We start from the raw sequence: 14,818 nt of genomic DNA on the forward strand, positions 1-14,818 counted from the left end.
AAGGCGACGCGGTCGCAGAAAAAAACCCTGTCCCGGCATGGCCGGGACAGGGTCGAAAGGACCGCACCCTGTGCAGTCAACCCGCGATCAGAATTGCAGGCTCCAGCTGTCGATGTAGCCGGTGTCGCCGTTGGCACGGTCGTACACGCGCAGCTTCCACACGCCATTGGCCAGCTCGCTGGATGCGTTGACCGTGTAGGTGCCGATCAGGTCGTCGGCACTGCCACCGGTACCGTTGTGCAACAGGTAGGTGCTGCCATCCGGCGCCACCAGGTTCACCACCAGGTCACCGCGATAGGTGTGGATGATCCGCACCGCCACCTGCAGGTTGCTCGGCGCATTGCCGCTGCGGCTGACCGTGATCGGGCTTTCCACCGTCTGCAGGTCACGGATCTGGTAGTCCGTGGTGTTCTGGAAGAACGACGTGCCACCACCGCCACCAGCCGCGTAGCTGCCGGTCAGGCTGACGCCGGAGAAGGCGCTGTAACCGCGCACCATCACATGCCAGGTGCCCGCCGCGGGACTGGCGACCGTGCAGGTTTCGTTGTTGCCGGACAGATACGGACGGCAGCTGTAGCTGCTGGTCGTCGGTGCCGAACCGTGCTGCACGTACAGGTCGGCATCACCGGTGCCGCCCGAGGTCTGGAACACCAGGTTGCTGGCACCGGCCGGCACCGTCAGCGTGTAGCGCAGTTCCGCGCCCGCCGCACCGGACAGGCCGGTCACCGGCACGCCATTGGCCAACACGCCCGGACCCGGGCCTGGCGTACCGCCACCACCGGTGCGGTAACCGGCCAGCGTGGTCGCCGAACTGCTGGGCGCCAGCCAGTCACGCAGGCGCGACGTGCTGCTGCCACCGCCGTTCCAGGACACCGACAGGCGACCGTAGTAGTCCGACAGGTCGTTGCCGCAGGCCGCGGAACCCCCATGCAGCTGGCCGACGAGCAGCTTGTTCTGGTTCCACAGGCCGGAACCCGAGGAGCCGCCCTCGGTGGTGCCCTGGTCCCAGTCGATCACCCGCCAGTGCGTCGAACCGGAGCCGCCTCCGTAACCGGTAATGGCGAGCGCATTGTTCTCGACGGCAATGCGCTTCTCATGACCGGCCGGATGGTGGATGCCGACCGCCGAAGTCGGCGTCGTGCCGCTGGCGTCCCAGCCGGAGAAGAACGGATTGGCGCCGGTCGGCACGTTCGCATTCAGTCGCAACAGCGCGAAGTCGCTGTTGGAGTAGTTCGCCACCAGCGTGGTGCCGCTCTGGCTGTGGCTGGCGATGGAACGCGACAGCGGCGTGCCGCTGGCGCTCGAGCCCGGCGTGCGGCAGGTCGCGCTCTGGTAGTTCCAGTACACCACGATCGTGCTCGCCACTGCCTGCGTGCTGACGCAGTGGTTGGCGGTCAGGAAATACGGCGTCGTGGTCTGCGCCGTATTGCCGACCAGCGTGCCGGTACAGACGTACGAGCTGCCACTCTTGCTGAAGGTGTAATGGCCGACCGAATCAATCTGGTCTTGCCAGCCGGCGCCGGCCGGACAGGCGACATCGACATTGCACGAACCCGACTTCTGCACCGGATCGACGTGTTCGAACAGGCCGCGATAGCCGTGCGTGACCGAAGCCAGCTGCATGCGTACGTCACCGGTGGATTCCGCCGGCACGATGATCTGCACATCGACGACCTCGCCGGCCACGTACGGCGACCAGAATTCGCCACCATCCTTCGCCAGCGACTCGGCCGCGATGCGGCGCACGTTGTCGTCGCCCTCGCCGCGCAGCACCAGCTCGGCGCGCGCCGGCAGGCGCAGGTCGGCGAAATGCAGGTCCAGCGTCTTGGCACCCGGCGCGGTCAGTCGCCAGGTCCAGCTCAGGCGCCCGTCGGACAGACGCTGCCAGTCCAGGCCGCGCTTGCTGCTGCCGTCAATGTGCACGCCATCGACCGGAATCTGCACGCCATAACGCCAGGGACCGCCGGCGCTCTTGCTGTCTTCCATCGACAGTTTGGCGAAATCGGGCGCGGCCAGCAGCGTGCTCAGCTGCGGATCGGCCAGCGACTCGTTGATCGAAACAGACTGGGCCAGCGCGTGGTTCGCCGAGAAGGCGGCGATGACCAGCGGGGCGGCAATACGGAAACTCGCCATGAAACGGACTCCATTGCTCGTTGTCGGGACGCCGGCGTGCGGACCGCGGCTGCGGCGACGCAATCCGGCGTGTCTTGCTGTCAGAATTGCAGGCTCCAGCTGTCGATGTAGCCGGTGTCGCCGTTGGCACGGTCGTACACGCGCAGCTTCCACACGCCATTGGCCAGCTCGCTGGATGCGTTGACCGTGTAGGTGCCGATCAGGTCGTCGGCACTGCCACCGGTACCGTTGTGCAACAGGTAGGTGCTGCCATCCGGCGCCACCAGGTTCACCACCAGGTCACCGCGATAGGTGTGGATGATCCGCACCGCCACCTGCAGGTTGCTCGGCGCATTGCCGCTGCGGCTGACCGTGATCGGGCTTTCCACCGTCTGCAGGTCACGGATCTGGTAGTCCGTGGTGTTCTGGAAGAACGACGTGCCACCACCGCCACCAGCCGCGTAGCTGCCGGTCAGGCTGACGCCGGAGAAGGCGCTGTAACCGCGCACCATCACATGCCAGGTGCCCGCCGCGGGACTGGCGACCGTGCAGGTTTCGTTGTTGCCGGACAGATACGGACGGCAGCTGTAGCTGCTGGTCGTCGGTGCCGAACCGTGCTGCACGTACAGGTCGGCATCACCGGTGCCGCCCGAGGTCTGGAACACCAGGTTGCTGGCACCGGCCGGCACCGTCAGCGTGTAGCGCAGTTCCGCGCCCGCCGCACCGGACAGGCCGGTCACCGGCACGCCATTGGCCAACACGCCCGGACCCGGCGCAGGACCGCCACCGCCGGTCACCGCCTGCACCGCAGCGAGCGCATCGACGATGCCGGTGCCGCACTGCGAACACGTCGCCGGGAACGCGCGCGTGGTGCTCCTGAGGATCGACTCGACCTCTGCCGGCGTCTTGCTGGCGACGCTGAGGATCAGCGCGGCGACACCGGAGACGTGCGGCGTCGCCATGCTGGTGCCCTGGTAGAAGGCATAGCTGGCCGATGCCGGAACGGTCGTGCCGGTGTTGAGTGTCGACAGCACGCCCGTGCCACCGCCACCCGGTGCAGCGACATCGACGACGGCGCCGTAGTTCGAGTACGAGGCGCGGCCGCCATTGCGGCCGACCGCAGCCACCGCGACGACGTTGTTGCAGTTCGCCGGGCGCGAATTGCTGGCATTCATGTTCTCGTTGCCGGCAGCGACGATCACGACCGTGCCACGGCTCACCGCAGAGTTGATGGCGTTCTGGTAGGTCGTGCCACAGGTGCCACTGCCACCCAGGCTCATGTTGATGACCTTGGCCGGCGTGGCGTTCGCGGGCACACCCGAAACAGTGCCACCGGATGCCCAGACGATGCCGTCGGCGATGTCCGCCAGCGTTCCGCCGCACTTGCCGAGAACGCGCACGTGCTGGATCTTCGCGCCGTAGGCGACGCCCGCGACACCACTGCTGTTGTTGGTGACCGCGGCGATGGTTCCGGCGACATGCGTGCCGTGCCAGCTGGAGTTGGACGCCGGCCAGCCGGCCTGGCATTCGTTGGCGGCGTACCAGTCGCCCTCGTCCTGCGGATTGGCGTCACGGCCATTGCCGTCACGGGCCGTGGCTGCGCTGGAGATGAAGTCGTAACCCGCCACGGTGTTGGCGTTGAGGTCCGGATGACTTGTACTGCCGGTGTCCAGGACGGCGACGACGATGCCGCTGCCATTGGCCAGGTCCCAGGCTGGCGGCAGGTTCAGGCCACCGGCTGCCTCGAAGTAGTGCCACTGTTCGCCGTAGCGGGTGTCGTTCGGCGTCATGGAAATGCGCATCCACGCATTCGGTTCGACGTAGGCGACATCGGGATGGTTGGCCAGCGCCTCCATCACGGTGACGGCGCTGCGGCTGTCATACGCGGTGTCGAACTCGATCAGGTCGCCACCTGCGGCGAGGCGGCGGACATGTCGCGCCCGGGCGCCCAGCGCACGCGTCGTGGAATCCAGATAGCTGGCCACCGCCTGCTCGCTGGCGGCAGCGCGGGAATTTTCGCGAAAATGGACAATGAATCCGTCAAGGCGCTGGCCGGTTTCCAGTGCGGCCAGGTTGAGACGTTGGTAATCGTTGTGGTCGGCGGCAAGAATCGGGCCGCCCAGCGTCAGGGTGCAGGCAATAACCCATCCACGAACGGCGCCGCGGATATGAAGGTGCTGCATTGATGTGAACCCTCCGGAGTTGTGGCTTGATCTCCGGCCCACTTTCTGTAGCTGGCCGGTACGCAGGCCATCCTTGTCCCGGCCGGGACACCAGGGTTCTCCCAAACCCGCGGCCCCTGAACCGACACGGAACCATTCCCGACCGCCGGCGACGTTAGCAGCATTTCCGACACAATTGTGTCGCCGCTGAAAACAATTCCCGATAACTTGTGTGCGCTAAGTCACATTAACCGCCGGAACGCGGGTTTCCGATGCCGGCCCAGCCGATTCAATGTGATTTCGATCACGGTTTCTTGGGCATGGAGAGCGTGCTGCCAACATTGCCCGACACCGGGGAAAGCCCGCCAGGGACGGCCAGCCGCCCTGCCCTGCTGCCGGCGAAGCGGATGCGCGGGTCTCGTCCATCGCCACCAGCTCGGACAGCTCGTAGACGTTGCGGTAGCCGTAACCGTAAAGGTGCAGATAGGTCGGCACATTGAGCGCCAGCATCAGCGGGGCCGGCGAGTCGCCGGGGGACACGCTGGCCAAAGCGGCGGCGGCCGGCGCGACCTTCGTCGGGAAATCGGGGGCATCGCCGGCGAAGTTGTTGTTGCAGTAGATCAGCACGAGCGTGTCCGGCGACGGAATGACGGCCGCCAGCGATTCGCGGGTGAAATCCGAGAAATCCAGGTGCTGGGCCCCTTCGATATGCAGCCGTTCGAAGCGGTAGGCGGGCCGGCTGTCCAGGATCACCACGTCGGGACGGGAAGCCAGGTCCAGGAACGCATCCAGGTCGACCAGGCGCTGCGCGCGATGCGGTTCAACCTCGGCAACCAGGCGCGCGTAACCGTCGTAATCGACATTCGCCGTGGGTGTGCCGGATTCGGCGGCAAGGCCTCCTGCGCCGACGACCAGGAAACCGGCTGCCGCAATCCGCATCATGGCCATGGTCTTCTCCCGCGCAGGCGATGACCGCGAGACCCGGGATCAGGAGCCGGAGTTCCCGGCACACGTCACCGACTCCAGAAGTGACCGCCTGCGCCAGTCCGGACCATGATCCGCCGCGCGCCTACGCGGCCATCGGGCGGGCAATCACTCGCGTTCGATCCAGGATCCAGGGCCACGCGCCTTGCAGCCTACGTACGCCATCCTTCGTCCTCAGGACCGCGGGGCGCCATCCTCTTCCGGTTCCTGTTCGTCGGCAGCGTCCTGCCCCCCTGCGGCGTCAGGCAACGCTCCGAGCGCTTCGCCCTGGCCCTCTGCCTGTCCGGTTTCGATCGACTCCGCACGCGGTGGCCGTGCAGGCATCGGCCCGATCCCGCCGGCACGTGTGACACGCCAGACGACGTTGGCGAGATCATCGGCAACGATGAGCGCACCACGCGGATCGACCGTCACCCCGACCGGACGACCGCGCGTGCTGCCGTCGTCATCGCGGAAACCGGTCATGAAGTCGATCGGCTCTCCGGTCGGGGCGCCGTCACGGAACTGCACGAATACCACCTTGTAACCGACCGGCTGCGAGCGGTTCCAGCTGCCGTGCTCGCCGACGAAGACACCCTCCGCGAAGGTCGGGCCGAATGCCGGCACCGAAAACGCCAGGCCAAGGGCCGCAACGTGCGCGCCGAGTGCGTAGTCGGGGGTGATCGACTCGGCCACCTTGTCGGGCGCCAGAGGTCGCACGCGATCATCGACGTTCTGCCCCCAGTAGGCCCAGGGCCAACCATAGAAGCCGCCGTCGCGGACCGAGGTGAGATAGTCAGGCACCAGGTCGGGACCGATCTCGTCGCGTTCGTTGACGACGGTCCAAAGCGTTCCGGTTCCGGGCTGGATCGCCATCGCCGTCGGATTGCGCAGCCCGGTGGCATAAGGCCGGTGCATGCCGGTCATGGCGTCGATCTGCCAGATCATCGCGCGATCCGCTTCCGCGAGCATGCCGCGCTCGGTGATGTTGCTGTTCGAACCGATACCGACATACAGATGGCGGCCATCGGCACTGGCGGTCATCGCCTTGGTCCAGTGGTGGTTGATCTCCGAGGGCAGGCGCGTCAATTCGCGCGGCGCGGCCTCCGCGCGGGTCTGTCCTTCGCGGTAGTCAAAGACGACCACGGCGTCCTGGTTGGCGACATGGATGCGGTTGCCGATCAAGGCCAGGCCATAGGGTGCGTTGAGGTCGTCGGCGAATACCGTCTGCAACTCGTACTCGCCGTCGCCATCGGCATCACGCAGCAGTGTCAGGCGATTGCCGCTCTTCACGCGGGTGGTGCCGGCCGCCTTGATCGGCCCTGCGATGACATCCTTGGGTTTCAGGGCCGGCGCGTTGCCGCCCCGCCCTTCGGCGACCAGGATGTCGCCATTCGGCAGCAGCAGCGTCTGCCGGGGTATCAGCAGGTCCCGCGCGATCGCCCGCACCTCGAAGCCATCGGGTACGACCGGCAGGCGATCCCCCCACTCGACCGGCTTGGCGATCACCATATCCGGCAGCAGCCCGCGCTGTGGCGCCGGCAGGTCGGGATTCGCGCCGTACTGCAACGGCTGCGGCTCCGGATTGCAGGCGGCGAGCAGGGTGGTCGCCGACAGTGCGAGAATCCTGGTGGCCATTCCGCTCATGCTTCACCTCCCGTGCGGGCAACCATACCCAGCACTAGCGACAGGATGCCTGCGATGAGCGTTGCCGCCGACAGGACCGGCGCCGCCGGCATGATCGCCCAGGCGTCCCTGGCATGGACCAGGGCATTGAAGAAGGCGAGCACCCAGGTCGCCAGCCACAGCAGGAAATGCGTGCCCGCAAACCGTGTCCGGTGCGCGCGGCGCAGACCCAGCAGCGCGCAGACCATCGCCATTGCCCCGAAAACCAGTCCACCCACGAGCAGCCAGGCGGCGAAATTGCTCCATTGGATCTCGTAGGTCGAGGCGTAAGCGATGTCAGTGGCCAGCGTGCCGGAGAAAGACGCCATCGCCGCACCCAGCAGGAGCGCGTGCAGCGGTCGCATCCCGACACGGATGACGTAGCGGTGATCGACATGGCGATCGCCAACGCGATGCTCGACGGGTGGTGCGACCATGGGGTTCTCCGTTCCGGCACCGGATCAACCTCTCCGGCAGAAACCCCACACTAGGGTCGCCTGGCTGAAGCCCGCGTGGATCAGTACCGGCCCAAGATCGAAAACCGCATGGAAATTTTTCAAAGCGGGCGACTGCCACGACAACCGGCCGACGGATCCCGTCGTGGAATTGCCTCACTACGACGCAACGCAACGCAAGGCCGAGCGGGGAATCGCCAGGCGCGGAATAGAATTCGCGGATGTCGGATCCAGCCACTACCGCGCGCGGCCCGCTGAGCACGGCCCTCGCGCTTCGCGACCCCTACACGGGCCAGCACTGCCACCGGGTCGAAACACTCGTCATCGATCTGGCGGCGCTCTGCGGGTTTTCGGCCGATGAAACGGAGAGCCTGCGCCTGGCGGCGCGTCTCCATGACGTCGGCAAGATCGGCATTCCCGACCGGGTGCTGCTCAAACCAGGCGCGCTTGATGCCGAGGAACGGGCCCTCATGCAGTCGCATGCCGGGGCCGGCGCCCTGGTCTGCAGTCGCCTGCGGCGCCCGGATGCGGACCGCATCGCCCGGATGGTCAGGCATCACCACGAGGACTTCGACGGCGGTGGCTATCCGGATGGGCTGTCCGGCAGCGCCATCCCGCTGGGATCGCGCCTCATCAGCATCGTCGACGGTTACGACGCCATGACCACCACCCGGCCCTATCGCGCGGCACGCCCGCCGGAAGTGGCGCTGGACATCCTGCGCGGAGAATGCGGCAGCCGCGTCGACCCGGACGTGTTTGCGCAGTTCGAGCGGATGATCACCGCGACACCTCCCGTCTGACCGTCCTCCAGGACCCTCCGCTTCGCGATCGTTGCTCCAAGCAGGCCTCGGACCGAACCGGATGTGATGCCCTGGAACGGCCGTGCACTCCGGGGGACCATGCTGGCCCTCCAAACTGGACCAGGTGCTGGCAGCGGTTCCTACCAGACCAGGTCGTCGGGAACCTTGAAGCGGCTGTAGTGCTCGTCGTCCGGATCACTCCGCCCTTGAGCGGTGTCCGGCTCGCCGCGTGCATGGTCCACCACGATCAGGGCGGCGTCACGGCTGGCGATCTTGTCGGCCGCGGCGCGTGGAACGACTGCGAAGGCCTCGCTTCCGTCGCGAACGATCACGCAGCTGCCGCGTGAGAGCTGCGACCGCGTGGCGGCATCGACAAACAGCGAACGGATCACGCCGCCATCGACAAACCGGTACGGCTCGTCGCCGCGGAGGGCGATCCGGTTCTGGTCGATGATCTGCCGCGCCTGCGCAAGGCGCTCGCGGACTTCGGCGGCCGCCTTCCGCTCCGCGGCGAGCGCGCGATCGCGTTCGACCTGCTCCTGGCGACGACGTTCGGCCTCCTGGCGTGCGCTATCCGGCGCTGCCGGCGCCTTGCCCTGGCGCTGTTTCGCCTTTTCGCGGACCACCTGGTCCACCTTGCCCTTGCTGGCCAGGCCGGCCTTGAGCAGCTGTTCCTGCAATGCGTTGCGCATGGGGAAAACCTGAAATGGGGCGCACGCAGCGGAACTTCCGCACGGCTGTGCGCCCGTTGAAACGACGACCGGCATTGCCGGCACCCGCCGGCATGCTACATCGCCCTGGCCGCGCCTCGACAGCCGCGGCAGCCGCACGCACCGCGCCGTCCCCCGACAGACGGAATCCAGCGACGAACCGCAACTGCGACCGCCGCCCTATCCGGAGATCACTCCACAGTCCCGCCGCGTCTTGGCCTCATACATCGCCTTGTCCGCGCGCGCGAGCCATTCACTGCTGTCTTCGTCCGGCCTGAGCAGCGCGGCGCCGATCGAAACCGTCACCGGACCGTCGGGACTGCGCAGCCGTGTGCGCGTAAGCGTGAGCAGATGTTCGATCAGGACGGTCAGTCCGGCCACCTGCACATCCTTCAGCAGCAGGACGAACTCCTCGCCGCCGACCCGGTACAGGCGATCATCCTGGCGTAGTCCGGCCTGCAGGATGCGGGTGAACCCAACCAGCGTACGATCGCCGGCGTCATGGCCGTGGCGGTCGTTGATGCGCTTGAAATGATCCAGATCCAGCACGGCGAGCGCCGGAGTCGATCGCCCCGCCCGGGCATCGTGGACCGCGCGTGGCAGGTCCAAGTCGAACAGCCGGCGGTTGCGCACGCCGGTCAGTGGATCGCGCACCGCAAGCCGTTCCAGGCGCACGGCCTGCCGGCTCGCACGCGCGGCGAACACGAACGCATAAAGGCTCACCAGCGCACAGGTGGCGCAGAAGCTGAGCCGCTGCGCAGGCTCGACGCCCGGCAACGGCAGGAACGCGATGACGATGACCAGGGCCATGCTGGCGAACACAGCTGGATGCCGGTCGCCGAGGAAGAAATTCATCACCACGGCGTTGTAGGCCCAGAACAGCCCGGTGAAGCCCGCCAGTGCCGCCACGACGACGCAGCCGATGGTGTTGGCGACGATCATCATCAGGCCTGCGATGCGGCTGTCGCCGCTGCGCCAGGCATGCACACCCGCGGCGATGATCGTCAGCACCAGGGCAAAGTCGACCACGCCGAGCGCGATATCGCCGCGCACGAAACGGTAGACCGAGAAGCCGCCCAGGGCGGCCACCGACACCAGGCCGCACAGGGCGATCACGCCAAGGCGGAAATCCTCCTGCATGCGGGTCTGCAACTGGCGGAATACCCGCCGCGTACCCGCCGCAAGCCCGGCAGCCTGCGCCGGCCGTGTCCGGGCCCGGCGTCGGCGCCGCATTGCCCGGCGTCCGAGCGCCAGGCAGGCCTGGTCACCGACGCGTACGGGGGAACGCCTGTCGTCATCCATTGCAGTTACCTTTTGTCCACAATGAATTCAATGTTTGCGTAGGCACCGCTCCAGCTTCGGGGATGCCGTTCTCCTTTTCAAGGAATCGGTCGACAGAAAAACCCTTTCGACACCAATGTTTGCGAAGTTTTGGACTGTGTCGTGCCGAATGCACTGGATGGGTCGACAGACTGTCGGAATATTCAGCATGCGTTTTGTCTGGCACGTCGCCGGATGCGAAATGCAGGATCCGATCCGCAGCCCGGTGCGCCGCTCTTCCAGATGCCCCCCGATGGCTGGAAACGGACCCGCTGCGTCTCCATATCGGCAGTGCGTGATGAATCCCTGGCTTCCGATTACGCGAACGCCTCCGACCCGCCCGTCCGGAGAGGCGCCCGGCATCCAGTCGGGCAGGATCACGCGACCGGCGGCCGATGGTATGACGCTGTCCGCCCGGCAACGCTTTGCGCAAGAATGTGCGACCGTCCCAGGAGCCCCGAACATGGCCGAGTCCCGCAGGCATTGGCGCAGCTGGTACATCGCAATCCCGGTGCTCGCTGCGCTGCTCCTGCTCTGGGGCATCGGCAAGATGCGCGGACCGGTGCTGCCCGGCTACGAGATCCAGACCGGCCGCCTCGTGCAGAATGTCGTCGCGACCGGGCGCGTCGCGACGCCGCTGCGCGTGCAGGTAGGCGCGGAGATCTCCGGACTCGTGCTTGAGCGCACGGTGATCGAAGGCGACCGCATCGAGCCGGGCGATCTGCTGGTGCGCCTGCGCGCTCGCGACCTGGAGGCGCGCCGTGACCAGGCTCAGGCGGCCCTCGCCGCCCTGCGCGAGGCCGAACTGCCTGATGCGCAGGCGCGCCTGCGGCAGGCCCGCGCGCAGCTCGCACAGGCGGAACAGGAATTCGAGCGTCGCAGGGAGCTGGGCGAACGCGGCGTCATTGCGCGCGAGAACGTCGAGCAGGCCGGGCAGGCGGTCATTACCGCACGTGCGACGGCCGAACAGGCGCGTCTTGCCGTCGCCGCGTTGGCCGGCGGCGCACGCGAAACGCAGGCCGTCGAGGAACTGGCCGCCGCCGAAGCGGCGCTTGCGCGCGCAGAGATCCGCGCCACCGTCTCCGGCACCGTACTGAGCCGCCATGTCGAACACGGCGACACGGTGAATCCCGGCGACGTGCTGCTGGTGATCGCGGGGAATGCACCGGGCGAAATCCTCGTCCCGGTCGACGAAAAGAACCTCGGACTGCTGGAAGTCGACCAGTCGGCGACCTGCATCGCCGATGCCTTCCCGGAGCGTCCGTTCCGTGCCACGGTCCACCACATCGCGCCGGGCATCGATCCGACACGCGGCACGGTCGACCTGCGCCTGCGCATCGACCCGGGCGCCGACTTCGTGCGACAGGACATGACGGTCACCGCCACCATCCTCACCGGCGAGCGCGACCAGGCGCTGGTCGTTGCCAATGACGCGCTGGTCGATGCCAGCGCGGGCAGCGACCGCGCCAGCGTGCTGGTCGTCCGCGACGGCCGCGTGCAACGGACTGCCGTCCGGCTCGGACTGCGTGGCCTGGCGGGCAGCGAGGTGCTGGAAGGGGTGCGCGCCGGCGACGTCGTGGTCGCGGCCGGCGCACTGGCCGCGGATACCTGGCCGGAAGACGGCAGCCGCGTGCGCATCAAGGCCCGGCAATCGCCCACCGCGAACGATGCGACGCGCGGCGAACTGCCCGTGCGCCTGGACTGAGCGATGTGGATCGAAAGCACCATCGCCATGCGCTTCCTGCGCCAGGGCAAGGCGCAGACGCTGCTGATCCTGGTCGGTATCGCGGTCGGCGTTGCGGTGATCGTCTTCGTGGTGGCGCTGATCGCCGGCCTGCAGGCGAACATCATTGAACGCACGCTGGGCACCCAGGCGCACATCAGGATCGAGGCACCCGAGGAGGTCAACCGGATTGCACCGCCGCCACCCGGCGCCTTGCAGCTGGTGCTGGAGGACCGGCGCGCGCAGTCGCTGCGTCCGATCAACAACTGGCAGCAACTGCGTGACGTCCTCGAACGCCTTCCGGGCGTGACCGCGGTGTCGCCCGTCGTGTCCGGCCCTGCCTTCGGACGTCGCGGCGACGCGGTGGCCTCGGTGGCGCTGGTCGGCATGGACCTGTCGCGCTACCTGCGCGTGATCCCGCTGGACCGCAACATGATCGATGGCCGTCTCGACGTCGGCTCCGGCAACGCCGTGATCGGGCGACAACTCGCCAACGACCTTGGCCTGCGCACGGGCAGCAAGCTGCGCCTGGAAGCGGGTGACGGCCGCGATGCCATCGTCAATGTCGCCGGCCTGTTCGAACTGGGCGTGCGGGAACTGGACGCCCGTTATGTCTATCTCGATCTCAAGCAGGCGCAGTCGCTGCTCGGCCTGCCTGGCGGGGTCACCGTCATTGACGTCACCGTCGACCAGCTTTTCGCCGCCGACCAGGTCGCTGCGCATATCGCCGGGCTAACCGGGGTCCATGCCGAGAGCTGGATGGAAAGCAATGCGCAGCTGATGAACGCGCTCAGCTCGCAGAGCATGTCGACCAACATGATCAGCTTCTTCGTGGCGATTTCGGTGGCACTGGGCATTGCCAGCGTGCTCGCCGTCAGCGTCAGCCAGCGCACGCGCGAGATCGGCATCCTGCGCGCGATGGGCACGCGTCGCGGCCAGATGCTGCGCGTGTTCCTTGTGCAGGGCGCGGTGTTGGGGCTGGTCGGATCGGCCATCGGCGCACTGGCCGGCTGGAGCCTGGTCGCAGCGTTCAACAACTTCGGGCCCGGACTGTTCTACATCCCGATGCCGCCGGCACTGGTGCCGGCGGCGATGGCGCTCGCCACCGCGGCGGGCGTCGTCGCGGCCTCCGTCCCGGCATCGCGTGCGGCTCGACTCGACCCGGTGGAGGCCATCCGCTATGGCTGAGCCACGCGAGGTCATGCGGCTAGAGAACCTGCGCAAGTCCTACAATGTCGGGCGACCGAACGAGGTCGAAGTGCTGCACGGCATCGACCTGCGCGTGGACAGCAGCGACTTCGCCGCACTGGTCGGACCGTCCGGCTCGGGCAAGAGCACGCTGCTCAACCAGATCGGGCTGCTCGATACCCCGACCGGTGGCGAGCTGTACCTGCTCGGCGAGCCGACCAGCCGCATGGACGACCATGCACGCACCGCCGCGCGCGGCCGGCACCTGGGCTTCGTGTTCCAGTTCCATCACCTGATCAGCGCCTTCACCGCGCTGGAAAACGTGATGATGCCGATGATGGTCAGCCACGGCCGTCCGGACCGTGAAACCAGCGATCGCGCGCGCAGCCTGCTCGCCGATGTCGGGCTTGAGAAGTTCGCCGACCGTCGGCCGACCGAACTGTCGGGCGGACAGCAGCAGCGCGTCGCCATCGCCCGCGCGCTGGTGACGCGCCCTGCCCTGCTGCTTGCCGATGAGCCGACCGGCAATCTCGACACCCGGACCGCGGCCGACGTGTTCAAGCTGTTCCGCCGGTTCCACGAAACGCATGGCTGCGCGGTATTGCTGGTGACGCATGATCCGCGCCTGGCGGAAACCTGCGATCGCACGATCACGCTGGTGGACGGCCGCATCGTGAACTGAGGCGCCACGCCACCAGGCAGCCCGGGTCGGCCTGCTTAGGCAGGGCCTGGCGCCCGGTCGCGCGTCGGACTGGCCGGCATGGAGACCGCGCAATGATGGCTGGGCAACCTCCACTCACCGCGCGACCCGGACTCGCAGGCAAAGCGGCTCGCCGCGTCCCGACCCTGAAGGCATGACGCGCCTGCATCGGCGGATCATCTACCGTCACCGCCCGGACGAATGGCAGCGCAGCACCCTGCGGACCACAGCACCGCGCAGGGCCACCAGCGCGATCCGTAGCGACCAGCCGCCGCGTCGGCGGGCGACGGGACCGCGTCCCGACGCCGTATTGCCGACTCAGCTTTCGAACGCGATCTTCACCGACGCAGCACTGCGCCGCGCCTCGCCGTGATAGACGACCTCGATGTTGTTGCCGTCGGGATCGAGCATGAAAGCTGCGTAATAGCCCGGATGATAGGAACGCAGGCCCGGCGAGCCATTGTCGCGGCCACCGTTGGCCAGCGCCGCCGCGTGGACAGCCTCGACCATCGCGCGGCTGCCGGCCTGGAAGGCCACATGCGCGCGTCCCGTCAGTTCGCCCAGCGCCGCCTCGCTGTCCAGCGCCGTGATGCAGAACTCGTCCGCCCAGCAGAAGCCGGGACCGGCATCGACCAGCGGCACGCCCAGCGCGTCGAATACGGCGGCATAGAACGCGCGGCTGGCCTGGAAATCGCGGACGACAATCTGGATATGGTCGATCAGCCGACCACGGTGGAGTTCGACGGTTTGCATGGTGATGTCCTTCGTATCCCTGCCGCCGCGGCATCGACGGCGCCGGAAACGTAGCATGCGCTCCGGCCGTCCCGGCATGCGATACCGCGGCACGCGGTCAGCCTGTGCCCTGCAAGTTCCCTGGCAGGCGGAGCGCCGATAACTGACCGCATTCTGAATCCGGTCCAGAAGACCTGTGCCGCGTGACAATTGTTTTCAACTGGACTGTGACTGGCATCGCAGTGCATGCATGGTTGACACATTTGCCATATTGCTGCCTCAACGCCA

General features: G+C 67.3%; 12 protein-coding genes and 1 pseudogene. 4 read left to right on the forward strand and 9 right to left on the reverse strand.

Going from position 1 to position 14,818, the window contains the following annotated elements; translation table 11 throughout:
- Nucleotides 1–87: 87 nt before the first annotated feature.
- The 6 genes and pseudogenes from EDC25_RS14850 to EDC25_RS01535 form a co-directional block, all read right to left on the reverse strand.
- A complete protein-coding gene (locus EDC25_RS14850; protein WP_207905695.1) occupies nucleotides 88–2,133 on the reverse strand; it encodes a proprotein convertase P-domain-containing protein in 2,046 nt (681 codons plus the stop codon).
- Nucleotides 2,134–2,213: 80 nt separating this feature from the next.
- Nucleotides 2,214–2,501, reverse strand: coding sequence for a proprotein convertase P-domain-containing protein (locus EDC25_RS14965; RefSeq protein ID WP_243695091.1), 288 nt, complete (start codon nucleotides 2,499–2,501; stop codon nucleotides 2,214–2,216).
- A gap of 72 nt (nucleotides 2,502–2,573) precedes the next feature.
- Nucleotides 2,574–4,295, reverse strand: a pseudogene (locus EDC25_RS01520) (S8 family serine peptidase); the annotation flags it as partial.
- 216 nt (nucleotides 4,296–4,511) lie between these two features.
- The gene (locus EDC25_RS01525) at nucleotides 4,512–5,222 is read right to left on the reverse strand and encodes a rhodanese-like domain-containing protein (RefSeq protein ID WP_123522922.1); all 711 of its coding nucleotides are present in this window, start codon (nucleotides 5,220–5,222) and stop codon (nucleotides 4,512–4,514) included.
- A 210-nt stretch (nucleotides 5,223–5,432) separates the two neighbouring features.
- Entirely contained in the window at nucleotides 5,433–6,884 is a 1,452-nt protein-coding gene (locus EDC25_RS01530; protein WP_123522921.1) for a PQQ-dependent sugar dehydrogenase, read from the reverse strand.
- On the reverse strand, nucleotides 6,881–7,339 hold the full coding sequence (locus EDC25_RS01535; protein ID WP_123522920.1) for a DUF2231 domain-containing protein: 459 nt from the start codon (nucleotides 7,337–7,339) through the stop codon (nucleotides 6,881–6,883). The genes EDC25_RS01530 and EDC25_RS01535 overlap by 4 nt, the downstream gene beginning before the upstream one ends.
- Nucleotides 7,340–7,578: 239 nt before the next feature.
- Between EDC25_RS01535 and EDC25_RS01540 the strand changes: the two genes are divergently transcribed.
- Nucleotides 7,579–8,157: an HD-GYP domain-containing protein gene (locus tag EDC25_RS01540; RefSeq protein ID WP_123522919.1), complete on the forward strand. Its 579-nt coding sequence runs from the start codon at nucleotides 7,579–7,581 to the stop codon at nucleotides 8,155–8,157.
- Nucleotides 8,158–8,297: 140 nt separating this feature from the next.
- On the opposite strand, the gene EDC25_RS01545 is transcribed toward EDC25_RS01540, so the two are convergent.
- Both EDC25_RS01545 and EDC25_RS01550 read right to left on the reverse strand, forming a co-directional pair.
- On the reverse strand, nucleotides 8,298–8,849 hold the full coding sequence (locus EDC25_RS01545; protein ID WP_123522918.1) for a DUF2058 domain-containing protein: 552 nt from the start codon (nucleotides 8,847–8,849) through the stop codon (nucleotides 8,298–8,300).
- A gap of 198 nt (nucleotides 8,850–9,047) precedes the next feature.
- Nucleotides 9,048–10,007 carry a GGDEF domain-containing protein gene (locus tag EDC25_RS01550; protein ID WP_164484163.1) on the reverse strand — a complete coding sequence of 320 codons (960 nt, stop codon included), beginning with the start codon at nucleotides 10,005–10,007 and terminating at the stop codon, nucleotides 9,048–9,050.
- 643 nt (nucleotides 10,008–10,650) lie between these two features.
- Here EDC25_RS01550 and EDC25_RS01555 point away from each other — a divergent pair.
- The 3 genes from EDC25_RS01555 to EDC25_RS01565 are packed head-to-tail and all read left to right on the forward strand — an operon-like array spanning nucleotide 10,651 to nucleotide 13,780.
- Entirely contained in the window at nucleotides 10,651–11,892 is a 1,242-nt protein-coding gene (locus EDC25_RS01555; protein ID WP_123522916.1) for an efflux RND transporter periplasmic adaptor subunit, read from the forward strand.
- 3 nt (nucleotides 11,893–11,895) lie between these two features.
- Nucleotides 11,896–13,098 carry an ABC transporter permease gene (locus EDC25_RS01560; RefSeq protein ID WP_123522915.1) on the forward strand — a complete coding sequence of 401 codons (1,203 nt, stop codon included), beginning with the start codon at nucleotides 11,896–11,898 and terminating at the stop codon, nucleotides 13,096–13,098.
- Nucleotides 13,091–13,780, forward strand: coding sequence for an ABC transporter ATP-binding protein (locus EDC25_RS01565; protein WP_123522914.1), 690 nt, complete (start codon nucleotides 13,091–13,093; stop codon nucleotides 13,778–13,780). Before EDC25_RS01560 ends, EDC25_RS01565 begins: the two co-directional genes overlap by 8 nt.
- A gap of 336 nt (nucleotides 13,781–14,116) precedes the next feature.
- Here the strand turns inward: EDC25_RS01565 and EDC25_RS01570 are convergent, their stop codons facing one another.
- Complete coding sequence (locus tag EDC25_RS01570; protein WP_123522913.1) at nucleotides 14,117–14,551, reverse strand: VOC family protein; 435 nt, start codon at nucleotides 14,549–14,551, stop codon at nucleotides 14,117–14,119.
- Nucleotides 14,552–14,818 lie beyond the last annotated feature (267 nt).

Source organism: Pseudofulvimonas gallinarii, from assembly GCF_004343305.1.
GTDB classification, from domain to species: Bacteria; Pseudomonadota; Gammaproteobacteria; order Xanthomonadales; family UBA2363; genus Pseudofulvimonas; species Pseudofulvimonas gallinarii.

Coding starts and splice junctions, on each gene's coding strand:
- EDC25_RS01535 (WP_123522920.1), bottom strand. CDS start 7,339: ATGGTCGCACCACCCGTCGAGCATCGCGTTGGCGATCGCCATGTCGAT.
- EDC25_RS01545 (WP_123522918.1), bottom strand. CDS start 8,849: ATGCGCAACGCATTGCAGGAACAGCTGCTCAAGGCCGGCCTGGCCAGC.
- EDC25_RS01525 (WP_123522922.1), bottom strand. CDS start 5,222: ATGGCCATGATGCGGATTGCGGCAGCCGGTTTCCTGGTCGTCGGCGCA.
- EDC25_RS14850 (WP_207905695.1), bottom strand. CDS start 2,133: ATGGCGAGTTTCCGTATTGCCGCCCCGCTGGTCATCGCCGCCTTCTCG.
- EDC25_RS01570 (WP_123522913.1), bottom strand. CDS start 14,551: ATGCAAACCGTCGAACTCCACCGTGGTCGGCTGATCGACCATATCCAG.
- EDC25_RS01530 (WP_123522921.1), bottom strand. CDS start 6,884: ATGAGCGGAATGGCCACCAGGATTCTCGCACTGTCGGCGACCACCCTG.
- EDC25_RS01555 (WP_123522916.1), top strand. CDS start 10,651: ATGGCCGAGTCCCGCAGGCATTGGCGCAGCTGGTACATCGCAATCCCG.
- EDC25_RS01565 (WP_123522914.1), top strand. CDS start 13,091: ATGGCTGAGCCACGCGAGGTCATGCGGCTAGAGAACCTGCGCAAGTCC.
- EDC25_RS01540 (WP_123522919.1), top strand. CDS start 7,579: ATGTCGGATCCAGCCACTACCGCGCGCGGCCCGCTGAGCACGGCCCTC.
- EDC25_RS01550 (WP_164484163.1), bottom strand. CDS start 10,007: ATGCAGGAGGATTTCCGCCTTGGCGTGATCGCCCTGTGCGGCCTGGTG.
- EDC25_RS01560 (WP_123522915.1), top strand. CDS start 11,896: ATGTGGATCGAAAGCACCATCGCCATGCGCTTCCTGCGCCAGGGCAAG.